This window comes from Streptomyces sp. NRRL S-495 (assembly GCF_000966955.1).
Classification (GTDB): Bacteria; Actinomycetota; Actinomycetes; order Streptomycetales; family Streptomycetaceae; genus Kitasatospora; species Kitasatospora purpeofusca.
The window spans coordinates 1-11,901 of record NZ_JZWY01000772.1 but is presented as its reverse complement, the minus strand read 5'-3'; the positions used below and the strand labels follow the sequence as shown (position 1 = coordinate 11,901).

The 11,901-nt window shown below is 71.3% G+C and carries 12 protein-coding genes and 2 pseudogenes; 5 read left to right on the top strand and 9 right to left on the bottom strand.

Going from position 1 to position 11,901, the window contains the following annotated elements; translation table 11 throughout:
* Nucleotides 1-2,256 (bottom strand): hypothetical protein (locus VR45_RS33100; protein ID WP_159394445.1); only part of this gene is annotated, 2,256 nt, incomplete at its 3' end.
* 45 nt (nucleotides 2,257-2,301) lie between these two features.
* A complete protein-coding gene (locus VR45_RS33095) occupies nucleotides 2,302-2,634 on the bottom strand; it encodes a trypco2 family protein (protein ID WP_045943588.1) in 333 nt (110 codons plus the stop codon).
* A gap of 224 nt (nucleotides 2,635-2,858) precedes the next feature.
* Here VR45_RS33095 and VR45_RS49360 point away from each other — a divergent pair, with 224 nt between their 5' ends.
* A complete protein-coding gene (locus VR45_RS49360; protein WP_234326405.1) occupies nucleotides 2,859-2,981 on the top strand; it encodes an abortive infection family protein in 123 nt (40 codons plus the stop codon).
* On the opposite strand, the gene VR45_RS33090 is transcribed toward VR45_RS49360, so the two are convergent.
* Nucleotides 2,974-3,447 carry a GNAT family N-acetyltransferase gene (locus VR45_RS33090; RefSeq protein ID WP_045943593.1) on the bottom strand — a complete coding sequence of 158 codons (474 nt, stop codon included), beginning with the start codon at nucleotides 3,445-3,447 and terminating at the stop codon, nucleotides 2,974-2,976. The genes VR45_RS49360 and VR45_RS33090 overlap by 8 nt on opposite strands.
* A 45-nt stretch (nucleotides 3,448-3,492) precedes the next feature.
* Nucleotides 3,493-3,846: a metalloregulator ArsR/SmtB family transcription factor gene (locus VR45_RS33085; RefSeq protein ID WP_045943587.1), complete on the bottom strand. Its 354-nt coding sequence runs from the start codon at nucleotides 3,844-3,846 to the stop codon at nucleotides 3,493-3,495.
* 122 nt (nucleotides 3,847-3,968) lie between these two features.
* Between VR45_RS33085 and VR45_RS33080 the strand changes: the two are divergent.
* Nucleotides 3,969-5,347: pseudogene (locus VR45_RS33080) on the top strand (FAD-dependent oxidoreductase).
* Nucleotides 5,348-5,393: 46 nt separating this feature from the next.
* Nucleotides 5,394-5,744: pseudogene (locus tag VR45_RS48085) on the top strand (IS630 family transposase); the annotation flags it as partial.
* A gap of 305 nt (nucleotides 5,745-6,049) precedes the next feature.
* Here the strand turns inward: VR45_RS48085 and VR45_RS33070 are convergent.
* Nucleotides 6,050-6,619 carry a hypothetical protein gene (locus VR45_RS33070; RefSeq protein ID WP_052709562.1) on the bottom strand — a complete coding sequence of 190 codons (570 nt, stop codon included), beginning with the start codon at nucleotides 6,617-6,619 and terminating at the stop codon, nucleotides 6,050-6,052.
* A 757-nt stretch (nucleotides 6,620-7,376) separates the two neighbouring features.
* On the opposite strand from VR45_RS33070, the gene VR45_RS33065 reads away from it, so the two are divergent.
* The gene (locus VR45_RS33065) at nucleotides 7,377-7,913 is read left to right on the top strand and encodes a hypothetical protein (RefSeq protein WP_045943585.1); all 537 of its coding nucleotides are present in this window, start codon (nucleotides 7,377-7,379) and stop codon (nucleotides 7,911-7,913) included.
* Nucleotides 7,914-7,988: 75 nt separating this feature from the next.
* On the opposite strand, the gene VR45_RS33060 is transcribed toward VR45_RS33065, so the two are convergent.
* The 4 genes from VR45_RS33060 to VR45_RS33050 all read right to left on the bottom strand — a co-directional run bounded on the left by VR45_RS33060 (nucleotide 7,989) and on the right by VR45_RS33050 (nucleotide 11,015).
* The gene (locus VR45_RS33060) at nucleotides 7,989-8,639 is read right to left on the bottom strand and encodes a hypothetical protein (RefSeq protein WP_159394443.1); all 651 of its coding nucleotides are present in this window, start codon (nucleotides 8,637-8,639) and stop codon (nucleotides 7,989-7,991) included.
* 431 nt (nucleotides 8,640-9,070) lie between these two features.
* Nucleotides 9,071-9,757, bottom strand: a complete 687-nt coding sequence (locus VR45_RS33055) for a hypothetical protein (RefSeq protein WP_159394442.1) — start codon at nucleotides 9,755-9,757, stop codon at nucleotides 9,071-9,073.
* 698 nt (nucleotides 9,758-10,455) lie between these two features.
* Nucleotides 10,456-10,596, bottom strand: coding sequence for a hypothetical protein (locus VR45_RS50780; RefSeq protein WP_159394441.1), 141 nt, complete (start codon nucleotides 10,594-10,596; stop codon nucleotides 10,456-10,458).
* Nucleotides 10,597-10,646: 50 nt separating this feature from the next.
* Nucleotides 10,647-11,015 carry a PRC-barrel domain-containing protein gene (locus VR45_RS33050; protein ID WP_045943583.1) on the bottom strand — a complete coding sequence of 123 codons (369 nt, stop codon included), beginning with the start codon at nucleotides 11,013-11,015 and terminating at the stop codon, nucleotides 10,647-10,649.
* 189 nt (nucleotides 11,016-11,204) lie between these two features.
* On the opposite strand from VR45_RS33050, the gene VR45_RS33045 reads away from it, so the two are divergent.
* The coding region (locus tag VR45_RS33045; RefSeq protein ID WP_045943590.1) for a mechanosensitive ion channel domain-containing protein at nucleotides 11,205-11,901 on the top strand (697 nt) is incomplete at its 3' end.

Below are 11,901 nucleotides of genomic sequence, written 5' to 3'. Positions count from 1 at the left end.
GGCGTCGGGGTTCGTCTCGGCCAGGGCGCGGCGAATGGCGACGGATTCTTCGACGGCGGCCAGACCCTCCGCCTGTCGGCCCTCCTCGCCCAATCGGATGGAAACGCTGTTGAGCGCGCTGGCCAGGTGAGGGAGGTAGGCGTCGCGGTTCGCCTCGACCAAGGCACGGTAGCGGTGGGTGATGGTCCAGGCGAGGCGGGTGGCGGTGCTTGCGAGGCGCTGGCTGCTGTTGGGGAACTGGTTGTGGAGTCGAGTGAGGGCGTCGAGGGTGGTTGCGGGGCTTGTGGTGATGGCTTCGAGGGCATTGGTGAGGGGTTTGGGGTGGTCGGTGCGGGTGGCGGTGGTGATGATGTGTGCGCCGAGTTGCCGGTGGTGGCGGATGCAGAGGTCGGTGAGGTGGGTGTCGAGGCGGCCCTGGAAGACGGGGTGGGTGGCTGCCCGGGTGTAAACGGTGAGGAGTTGCCCGGCCCGGGTTTCGTCGGCGCCGTCGAGGAGTTGGTCGGCGAGGCGAGGTTCGGTTTCGAGGACACGGCCGGTGTGGCGTTCAGCGAGCCGGTCGGGCTGCAGGGTGCCCCAGGGCGGCCCTCCCGGCGATCCGGTGGCGGGATAGAGGGCAGCAACCCAGGTGGTGACCTGGTTGCGGCGGTCGCGGGGCTGGTCGGCGAGCGCGGGCATACGTTGCCAGAGCAGGTCGGCCTGATCACGGTCGCCGGCGCCGGTGAGGTGAGCCGCGGCGAGCGCGGCCTCCAGGGTGTCCATGCTGAGGGCGGGGGTGAGGCCGAAGGAGATTGCGCTGCTGTGCCAGTAGCGGTTCTCGTGGCCGAGCAGCCGGTCCTCCACGTCCTGTGCGTCCTCGTCCTCGGTGCGGTCCGCAGGTTCGGCGTGCGCGGTATCAAGGAGGTCGGCGAGGGCGGTCATGTGGAGGGTGAGCGCGTTGCCGTAAGCACTGTCCCGGGCCAGCTGTCGCGGTGGCGTCAGGGCTGCGGCAGCCACCGTCCAGTCGTGTCCGGCCGTGTCCGGAACGATCGTCAGCGCGGTGGCGAGGGCGTGGGCGGCGTCGCGGTAGTGGCCGGCGCGACGGTCCGGGTCTTCCTCCAGGGGGGTGAGGCGGCGGGTGCGGGCGGCGGCGAGGAGTTCCTCGGCCTGTCGGCTTCCCTCGCGGGCCTGCTGCCACCAGTCGCCGGCGGTGCGGGCCAGGAGCAGGAGCTTGAACGGGCTGGTTCCGGGGTGCTCGGTGGCGGCGTCGACGAGGGCGCCGAGTTGTTCGGGGCGGGTCTCGGCGTTGTCGACGACGGCCGCCCGCCGAAGTTCCAACAGCTGCTCGGGCCTGGCACCGGTACGCGGCCACAGCACCGTCCAGCCGGTGGCGGTGAGCTGTCGGCCGAGGTGGTGGGCGAGGCGGGTCTTGCCCTGCCCGCCGGGGCCGTGCAGCAGCCACGCCCCGAACCCGTCGAGCCAGCACCACGCCTCCAGGTCGGCGAGCAGGGCCTCCCGGCCGTGGAAGGGGACGGTCTGGCGGCCGGCCTCCAGCAGGGCGGCCGGTGTCACCGGGGGGCGCCGGGTGGCGGGGTTGCCGGTGGGGTCGGCGATGTCCTGGAACTCCACCGCCGCCAGCCCTGCCGCCCAGCCGCCACCGTGCTCCGCGAGAGCGGTGCGGAAGGCGGGGTCGTGGTGGAGGACGTAGGAGGGGACGACGTTGAGCCGGCCGTGGCCGGAGTGGGCACGGTCGGAGGCGACGACGCCGGTCAGGTAGCGGTCGCAGAACACCGCCGCCCCCGACAGGCCCGACCACGGCGACGTCCCGTCACCCGGCCACCCGGCGCCGGTGGTGCGCAGGTCCATGACGTACTGGTTGCCGACGAAGCCGCTGCCCGGGTTCACCTCCCCGCGCAGCTGCGCGGCCTCCACGGGGCGGCCTTCGCGCTGGGCCTCGTCCGGGACACCCCAGGTCTCGCACGGTGTGCCGGGGCGTTTCGTGTCCGGGCGCCCCCACACGACCGGTGCGGTCGGTGGCCGCCAGTGCGGTGAGTCGTCGACGAGGACGAGCGCGGCGTCGTCCCGCCCGCCCGGCGTCCCCGCCCATACCACCGTCCCACCCGCATCGGCGCCGGCAGCCGGGGGGAAGACCTTCACCCGGGTTCCGACCGGTCCGGTGACGTGCGCGGAGGTCAGGACCAGTCGGCCGCCGACCGCGTACCCCGAGCCCGGCCCGGCGCCTTTCGGCCCGGTAACCCCGGCCACCCTCAACTGCTCCACGCCCGCCCCCTGCCCGCCCCTGCCGTGCGCCGGACCGCGCCCCGGTCAGTCCGGAATGCGCCCCGACACGTCGCCTGGCCCGTCGGGGCGTTCCTGCGCGGAGTGGACGAGCAGGTCGCCTCCGTCGGGGCGCTTGGGGGTGAGGGTGAAGGAGACGCGGTGGGTGCGGGCACGGGCGACACCTGCCTCCGTCTCGGCGCCCACCGCGAACAGCTTGAAGCCGGCCTTGGCCTTCGCGTCGACTCGCAGCTCGACCTCGAACTCCATCTCCACGGGCCCGACCGCGAACACCACCTGCGGGTCGTCACCCACCCGTGCGGCGGCTTCGAGCAATTCGTCGCGCACCGCCGCGACCGCGTCCGCCAGCGGAACATCCATCGGACCCACCCCCTGTCGAGTGCCCGATCCGCAGTCGGATCGATGCGAACACCGTAGGGCTCGCGCGGGGGCTTTCGCAGGGAAAGCCGATTTCGGCCGGACGGGCCGGCTCAGCGGGACGCGGGGCGGGCGAGTCGGCCGGAGGGGGCCTATGCGCAGGTGTCGAGCATCTCGTTCAGCGCGGTCTTCTCGGACGCCAAACCAGCGCCCCGACCGGCCTGGGCGTGCGGCACGCGCACCTGGCGGCCAACGCGGCGATCACCTGGTGCGAGCTGATGCTGGACACCCTCCGCGACCCGGCCGCCCCCTGGCGCAAGACCGTCACGCCCCCGCCGCCGGCTACCTGACGACGGGGCTGCGGCGCTCGATCAGGACAACGTCCCGCCACACCCCGTGGTGGCGCGCGATCCGCTCACGGGCGCCGATCACCCGGAACCCCGCCTTCGCGTGGAGGGCCAGGCTGGCGGTGTTCTCCGGGAACACCCCGGACTGGATCGTCCAGATCCCGGCCGCCTCCGTCGAGGCGATCAACGCCTCCAACAGGGCACCGGCGATGCCGAAGCCACGGAACCGCGGGTGCACGTAAACGGAGTGCTCGACGACCCCGGCGTAGGCGGGGCGGATGGAGACCGCGCTCACCGCGGCCCAGCCCAGCACTCGGCCGTCCTGATCGAGGGCGACGTGCCGGTGCCCTGGCAGCCGGGCGGCGTCGAAGGCGTCCCAGGCGGGGGCGGCGGTCTCGAAGGTGGCGTTGCCCTCCTCGATGCCCGCCCGGTAGACCGCCAGGACCTCCTCGGCATGCCCTGGCGTCATCGGGGCGATGACGGGGACGGCGTGCGGCAACGAGGGCTCCTCGGGTCAGCGGTTGAGGTCGAGCAGGGCGGACATGCCCGCCACTACCGACGGTGCGACCTGGTAGTAGACCCAGGTGCCCCGGCGCTCGCTGGTCAGCAGGCCGGCCTCGCGGAGCTTCTTCAGGTGGTGGGAGACGGTGGGCTGGGACACCCCGACGTCCTGGATGTCGCACACGCATGCCTCTCCGCCCGGGTGCGAGGCGATCTTGGAGAAGAGGCGCAGCCGGACCGGGTCGGACAGGGCCTTGAACATCGCGGCCATCCGCACCGCGTCCTGCGCCGACAGCTCCGCCGAGGTGATCGGCGGGCAGCACGGAACGGCCTCGGACTCCAGGACCGTCAACTCCAGATTCGACATGCGTCTATGTTGACATCTGTCGATCCTGGGTGGCAAGGTCGAGATCGCCAGTACATCGACAGTTGTCGAATCAGCCGATGCTCCGGCCACCCGAGACCGCTCGTCCGAAGGGGACCACCGCCATGTCCGAAGGCTCCGACCTGCCCGTCCTCGTCATCGGCGCCGGCCCCGTCGGCCTGGCCGCCGCCGCCCACCTCGCCGGACGCGGCCTCCCCGCGCTGGTGCTCGAAGCAGGCCCGGCAGCCGGCAGCGCGGTCCGCGAGTGGGGCCACGTGCGGCTGTTCTCCACCTGGGCCGAACTCGTCGACCCCGCCGCCGAGGAGATCCTCACCCCCACCGGCTGGACCCGCCCCGACGGCGCGACCTGCCCGACCGGCGCCGACTGGGCCGAGCTCTACCTCCAGCCGCTCGCCGATGCCCTCGGCGACAAGGTCCGGTACAACACCCGGGTAACGGGCGTCGCCCGCGCCGGCCGCGACCGCGTCGTCGACTCCGGCCGCGACACCGAGCCCTTCACCGTCCACCTCACCGGCGCCGACGGCGCCGAGGAGCGGATCACCGCCGCCGCGGTCGTCGACGCCTCCGGCACCTGGTCCACGCCCAGCCCGCTCGGCGCCGACGGCCTGCCCGCGATCGGCGAGAAGACCCATGCCGCCCGGATCTCGTACCGCGTCCCCGACCTCAAGGACCCCGCCGTCCGTGCCCGGTACGCGGGCCGCCGCACCGCCGTCGTCGGCTCCGGCGCCTCCGCCTTCACCGCCTTGGCCGCGCTCGCCGACCTTGCGAAGCAGGAGAGCGGCACCCACGCCGTCTGGGTACTCCGGCGCGGCATCACCGGCTCCACCTTCGGCGGCGGCAGCGCCGACCAACTCCCCGCCCGCGGCGCACTCGGCCAGGCCGCCAAGGCAGCCGTCGAAAGTGGCCACGCCAGCGCCCTCACCGGCTTCCGCACCGCCGCCGTCGAGGAGACCGGCGGCAAGCTCGCCCTCGTCTCCGAGGACGGCCACCGCGCGGAGGACCTCGACGAGATCATCGTCCTCACCGGCCTGCGGCCCGACCTGTCCTTCCTCGGCGAGCTGCGGCTCGGCCTGGACGAGCGACTCCAGGCCCCGACCGCCCTCGCACCGCTGATCGACCCCAATCAGCACTCCTGCGGCACCGTCTACCCGCACGGCGTCGCTGAGCTGTCCCACCCCGAGCAGGGCGTCCACTTGGTGGGCATGAAGTCCTACGGCCGTGCCCCGACCTTCCTCGCCATGACCGGCTACGAGCAGGTCCGCTCCATCGCCGCCCACCTCGCCGGCGACCACGAAGCCGCGAACCGAGTCGAGCTCACCCTCCCCGAAACCGGCGTCTGCGGCGGCGCCGGCCTCTTCGACCAGCCCGCCACACCGGCCGACGCTGACGGGGCTGCTGCTCGACCCCCGCCGCACCCCAGCTCATCACCCTCACCGTCGGCAGCGACTCCGGCGCCTCCTGCTCCACCAACGGCGGCTGCTGACGCCTGCCGTCAGGTGGCGACCCTGGAGTCCGTTCCCGGGCGGGACACCCACTGGTCGCGGTCCTCGATGGCCGCCCGGTCGGGCCTGCCGAAGTCGACCGTCGGACGGATCTGGAGGAAGTTCGACCTCAAGCCTCGTCTGCAGGACAGCTTCGAGCTGTCCACCGACCCGCAGTTCGTGGACAAGGTCGTGGACGTCGTCGGGCTCTACCACAACCCGCCCGAGAAGGCCGTCGCGCTCCGCGTCGACGAGAAGAGCCGGATCCAGGCGCCGGACCGGCCCCAGCCGGTCCTGCCGATGATGCCGGGCATGCCCGAACGGCGCACCCATGACTACCTGCGGCACGGCACCACCGGCCTGTTCGCCGCATTCAACATCGCCGACGGAACCGTCATCCGGCTTCCAGGAATGTGATCGCCTGTGCAGTGGACCGAACCGCCCCACTATCCGCGAGGTGCGCTCAAGTTCCCGCAACTCCAAGGCAGTTCACCCTTGCCAACTACAACCGCCGGCCGACGGCCCCTACTGCCTTCGGCTCCCCCCGCGGCCCGCCCAGAGTTCCTGCCGCGCCTTCTCCTGGCCCCGGTGGCCACCGAACGCTCGGCTCACCGCCCGCTCGGCGGGCGGCCGCACCCCTCCGCACCGGAACGATCCACGAGTGCGTGACATCACCGGACCGTGTGTGACGGTTGCACGCGGAGTCACGGGGGACGGAAGATCTGGCGCGCACGGCTACGTTCTGTGTCCTGGAGTGTGCCACTGCTGCGGGGAACGCGAGGTCTCATCGCTGTGTCCTTATCCGGCAGGTCCGCATAGACGTCGACGCACTCCTGCCCGAAGTGCTCCGCGAGGTAGCCGTTGCGGTGCATCTCCCCGATCAGCCGGGCGAATCCACGAGCTGCCGAAGCCGGGCTTACCGATGCATTCGGGGCAGCCTTCCCCTGGCGCTGTGGCCAGTACGGGCGCGGCTCCGTGACATGCCGGACCTCCCTCGCCCTGCCGGCCAGCTCACGAAACCAGGTCTCCTGCGTCACCACTTGAGCCTGCTCCCACGGCGGGGGATCGGAACGGGGGCTCCAGTAGTTGCTGTAGGGAGCTGTGGCAGGAAGATCCTGAAAGTCCGAGCAGGCACTGGCCCCCTGGAACGCTTCAGTGAGCAGCCACTCGGCCCTGGACACCCAGCCGTTGTGGTCGGTGGCGGTGATGTGGTTGGCCTCGCTGACGAAGAGGTCGACCGGCCAGGCCGGCTCGTAGTTGCTGAGGTCTATCACTGAGGTCCTTCCGTGCCTGCTGGCTGAAGAGGTTGGCCAGCGGGTCGACCGGCCTGATGGGTGCCGGTCGCCGCGACCTGACCACCCGAATATCCTCGTAGCGGGCTGGCCTCGGCCGGGGCCCCACGAGCCGAGCTCGCGCGGGAGCCGTCTTCCTTCCGATGCGCGCTCGAGACGTGATCATCATGAGACCGTGAGCTGCAGGAAATGAGAATTCGGGGACAGCGCCCGGGCCGGACATCCTTCCCTGCCGGCTCCCGCACAGCAGAGCCGTGCGAACGGAGGGCCGAACAGTTCAGGGCGACCTCCAGCAGCACCGGTGGTCCCGTGCACTGCCGAATCGTGTGACCACGTCCAGCCCCCCAGGCCGCGGGGTTCACCGGGGATGACCAGATCGCTCCGGAGGGACCTTCGGCGTCTTGCCCAGGCCCCTTCGAGCGGTCACTCTCTGCGGATGGTCAACAGGTGTCGCGCCATGAAGAAGGACGGGAAGCTCTGCAAGAACCGAGTGCGGCAGCAGGGCCTGCGCTGCCACAAGCACCAGGGTCTTCCGGGCGGCAGACGTCCCCTCGGCCCGTCGCCGCGGCGAGCCGCGAGCACCTCCCAGCCACGTCCCGCCGGCACGAGGTCCCGCCGCCCGGCCTCCACGGTGAACCGTCCCGCCCGCAGAGGGCAACCCGCTCCCGCCGCCACGCCGAGAACCCCGGTGATCCCTGCCCAACGCCGCCCGCGGCCGCCTGAACGGCCCGCACCGCGGATGGTGAGCCGGGCGGAGGCGGACACTGCGGCACAGCTCTGTATCGACCTCGTCTCCGGGGGCGGCAGCGACGCGATCGCCTCCCAGGCGCTGCGCTACACGAGCGAGTCCACCTGGAACGCCCTCCTCGAACAGCAACGGGGGAGGGGCTGCGAGTCCCTCTCCAGGCTCGCCCGGGCGCTGCTCGACGGCAAGAAGTCGCTGCACGGCATGGTCGGCGCCGTCATCGGCCGACTCTGGGCGGCCCTGGGCCGGCCCCGGATCGAGCAGGTCTTCGCCCGGGAACTGGCCACCCGGATGCCTCTGCCGTTCGGGCACGAGGTCGCCGCCGCGGCACGAGGCCTCCAGGCAACCGGCATCCTCATCTGCCTCACAGGCGGCGGCCCGATGCAGGACTGCGCCTGCCTCAAGGACCTCCTCGTCAACGAGGGAAGAGCCCAGTTCGAGAACCTGCTTCACGGCGCGTTCGACGACTGGATCAATCTCCCCTCCCGGATGCACGATCCCGTTGCGCTCCCCGGCGCCACCTCGATATGAAGCGTCGACTCGACCTCGGCATCCGACGTGCCGTGCAGCACCGCCTCCGGCCCGGCCCAGCTACCCCTCCGGCACCTATGCCGTTCTCGGCTCGTCCCGCGCGAAGAGCCAAAGTCCGACGTAGAGCGGCGCGAAGACAACGGCCAGGACGAGAGACGCTGCCGCGACAGACACGATGCCCTGTCTGTCGCGGCCGCCGCGGGGCTTCCTGCCCGCGACCCAGACGCTGAGGGCGCCGGCCAGCCCGACGTTGACCGTCGTCCACCAGCTCCAGCCGGCCTGGTGAAGCACGGCGAGAGCCAGAACGGTGGTCGACGGGCTGCGCCATTCCAGGGACCTGCCCACGTCCCACCCCGACGTGGGGGGCTTCGGAAGGCTGAGGATGCCGATCGTCACCGCAGCGAGGGCAACGACGGAGACTCCCTCGGAATGCGCGGTGACCCAGGCTGCGGCAGGAATCGTCCAGTTGGCCGGAACGGTCAGGCTGTCGCAGGCGGCAGCCAGTTCCGACAATGGCGTGCCTCCGCTTGCGGCACCCAACACGGCAGAGCACCCGGCGAGCGACGCTGTGAACCGCCAGAGCAAGCCGATCAGGCTCCAGGGGGCGGCCCCTCTGATCGACCGGTTCATCAGGTGAATGCCGCCGTGGACGTCGCCCGCCTGAATGACGGCCCCACTGAACTTCCCACCATGGACTGCGTTGTTGGTAACTCCGGGACTTCTCACGGCCCGGACAGTACCGCGACACAGGGACGGCCGTAGGACCTGTTGAGCACCGGATGCATCTCCGAGCGGCGCAGGGATCACGGATCGTAGCGCCTTCAAGATCGGCGATCCTTGGATCGGGCCGGCCGTCAGAGGCGGCAAGCGGCCAGAGTGAGGTTCGACTCGTCGGGTCGCAGTTTTGCGGGAACGTGTCCATGAGCGGTTCGGGGTAGACCCCGAACATGCCGGTATCGGCGTCGGCACGTCGATGAACACGGGCGGGGCTGCCGTGTCCGAATTCCGATTGACGCTTCCCCACCCCGGGCGGGCAGTTGGAGGCCACCGCCAGGTGGCGTATCGACCCGACGTCCGCAGGGGCTTCCATCAACGACCTGAATGTCCGGCGCGGGCCCCGCGTCCCGGGTGGGTCGCGGGGCCCGCGCCGGGTCAGCTCAGAGAGTGTCCTTCACCTTGATGTAGCCGCGGTCGACGACGAACGTCTGGTTGGCGTTGTGCGCACAGCGGTAGATGAAGGCGTTGTCGCCGTTGTTACGGGTGCCGCCGATGTCCAGGCACATCCCGGGCCGGGCTGAGGTCTCGACGTTGAGGGTGCCGTCGGTGATCGTGCAGTCGGTGCCGTTGTCCGGGTCCTTGAACGAGAGGCTGCCGTTGCCCTGCGGGAGCGTGGTGTTCCCCGGTGCGGTGGCGTTCACGGTGACCTGCGGCGAGAAGCGGAAGTAGTAGTTGGCCGGCCAGCTGCTGATGCTCCCGTTGAGGCCGTAGCCCTCGCAGGTCAGCGTTGTGTTGGCGTTGCTGAGCGCGCAGTTGCGGAGTCCGACGTTGTTGCCGCCCCAGTTCGAGCCGTCGCTGCTGGCCGCTGTCGGGACGGTGGCCTGCGGGGCGAAGGTGGTGTTGCCCGGCGCGTTGAAGACCGCCGTCATGCCGGAGGCGGGGAGGTTCCCGCTGCCGCCGGTATTCCGGTAGGTCCACGGCACCGCCGCCGTCGCGCCGGGTGCGATCGTCACGGTGGTCGGTACGTCCCGGCCGATGAAGGTCACGCGGCCGATGAAGGTCACGGCGGCGGCGGACGAGACGAACACGCCGGCGAACATCGCCGCCGACACTGTCACGGTCGCCACCGGCCGAGGCCTCGCCTGAGGGAACTCACAACTCGACTCCACTTTCTCGAAGACATGCTGAACCGCCGCCGAGCCGTGATGGAGCAGGACGGCGACATCGGAAAGATCTTCGTGCGCGTCTCGATGCCAGAAGCCACAAGTGACCTCCTGGGTTGAGCAGTTCACCTGGACGAAAGGCATTCGCCTCAGCCGATGCCGCCGGACGGCCCGGCCTGGGGGCAGGTTCAGCGATCCTGTGACGGAACGGTCGCAGGGGCAGCCTGGGTTGCAAATGCCGGAGAAAGCTGGGATGTCCGTGGTGGCTCGGAGGGCGCGAACACCATCTTCGACTTGATGGAGAGTCCTTCAGGGAGCCCGCTGAACAGGTCGATCCTGCTCGTCCTTCGCGATGGCCCTGCGCCTGTGCGTCGTCCGCTCCGCCGGCGCAGGCGAACGGGGAGCGGGCGGCGAGGGTGAGGTCGTCGACGAGGGTGGGCGAGGGCCGGCCGAGAGGTGGCTGGCTGTCAGACTGATGCCAGGAGGAGATCAGAGGCTGCGGGGGCCGGGCCGGGCTAGCTCCGGCCCGGCCCCCGCCTGCTCAGGCGGTCAGGCGGTCAGGCGGTCAGGCCAAGGTCCAGGACCTGGGCGGCGCGGCTGATGGAGCCGGGCATGAGCCGGCGGTAGTGCTTGAACGTGACCTTGACGTCGCGATGGCCCATTCACTCGGCGACGTCGGTGATCGGAATGCCGTTGCTGAGGCAGTTCGATGCGAAGAAGTGGCGCAGGCCGTAGAGGACCATGCGCTCGGGGATGTCGACCACGGCGACTGCCTCGCCGTTGCGCAGGCCGCAACCGCGCATGAGTTCTTTCGTCGTCCCTGCAACCCTCGGGCGTTCACCCTCGAGCCCGGTCAGAAGCGGCGGCCGCCGTAGAACGGGCTGTAGTAGAGGGCGTAGCGGTCCTGGAAGTCCGGGCCGCGGTCGGTGTCCTCGACGCCCAGGGTGGGGCTGTGCTTGATGTCGTCCTTGGTGCGGTCGATGTAGACCTTCTGTTCGCCGATCTCGATCCGGATGACCGTGCCGGCGGGGAGCAGTACGAGGCGGCCGAAGATCCACGGGCCGGTGTCGACGACCAGGTACTGCGAGCCCATCGCCTCGGAGAGGCGGTCCACCTTGCCGACCGGGCCGTCCACGGCCTCCACGTGGAATCCGATGAGGTCGGTCCCGGCGGTGTGGCCGGAAGTGTCGCGGAACTGCCAGAGGTTGACGCCCTCGCTCATGTGTCCTTCTCCCTTCCGTCGTTGGGGCCGGTGCACGTTCGCTGCGGCGGACGTGCACCGCTCGGGTGCCCCGGTCCGCCGGATCCATGCCACCCGTCCGCCGGGAGGTGTGGTCCGGCCCGGGCGGGAAAGGCGAGGCGGCGGACGGGGCGCGGTGGCCCGGCGGTGGAGTGGACGGGAGAGCGGGACATGGGGTGGAGTCCGGTACGACTGGCGGTGGCGGCCCTCGCGGCGGTGCTGCTCGCGTACGGCCTGGACCGGGTCGCGCGCGCGGTGGCGCGGCGGTCGGGGGCGGACGGCGGGGCGGCCGGGGTGCCGGGCGTGCTGGCCCGGTGCCGGCGGCCGTTGCTGGCGCTGACGGCGTGCCTGCTCCTGCTCGGCGCGTTGCCGTGGATCGACGCGCCGCCCGCCGCCCGGGACGCGCTGCGGCACCTGGTGGTGATCCTGGCGATCGCCGCCGGCGGCTGGCTGGGGGCCCGGGTGGTGGCGCTGCTGGTGGACGGCACCGTGCGGATCGCCGTGCACCGCCGGGACCCGGCGTGGGCCGGGCGGGCGCGGACCCAGGCCGATCTGCTGGGCCGGATCTGCCAGGCGGTCGTGGCGCTGGCGACACTGGGCGCGATCCTGATGACCTTCCCGGCGGTGCGCGGGGTCGGGACAAGTCTGCTCGCCTCCGCCGGGCTGGTCGGTCTGGTGGCGGGGGTGGCGGCCCAGAGCACGCTCGGCAACGTCTTCGCCGGTGTCCAGATGGCGTTCGGGGACCTGGCCCGGATCGGTGACGTGGTCGTGGTGGCGGGCGAGTGGGGGACGGTGGAGGAGATCACGCTGACGGCGGTGGTGATCGCTACCTGGGACCAGCGGCGGATCGTCATGCCGATGTCGTACT

Coding starts and splice junctions, on each gene's coding strand:
- VR45_RS33095 (WP_045943588.1), bottom strand. CDS start 2,634: ATGGATGTTCCGCTGGCGGACGCGGTCGCGGCGGTGCGCGACGAATTG.
- VR45_RS33090 (WP_045943593.1), bottom strand. CDS start 3,447: ATGACGCCAGGGCATGCCGAGGAGGTCCTGGCGGTCTACCGGGCGGGC.
- VR45_RS33085 (WP_045943587.1), bottom strand. CDS start 3,846: ATGTCGAATCTGGAGTTGACGGTCCTGGAGTCCGAGGCCGTTCCGTGC.
- VR45_RS33065 (WP_045943585.1), top strand. CDS start 7,377: ATGGTGAGCCGGGCGGAGGCGGACACTGCGGCACAGCTCTGTATCGAC.
- VR45_RS50780 (WP_159394441.1), bottom strand. CDS start 10,596: ATGCGCGGTTGCGGCCTGCGCAACGGCGAGGCAGTCGCCGTGGTCGAC.
- VR45_RS33050 (WP_045943583.1), bottom strand. CDS start 11,015: ATGAGCGAGGGCGTCAACCTCTGGCAGTTCCGCGACACTTCCGGCCAC.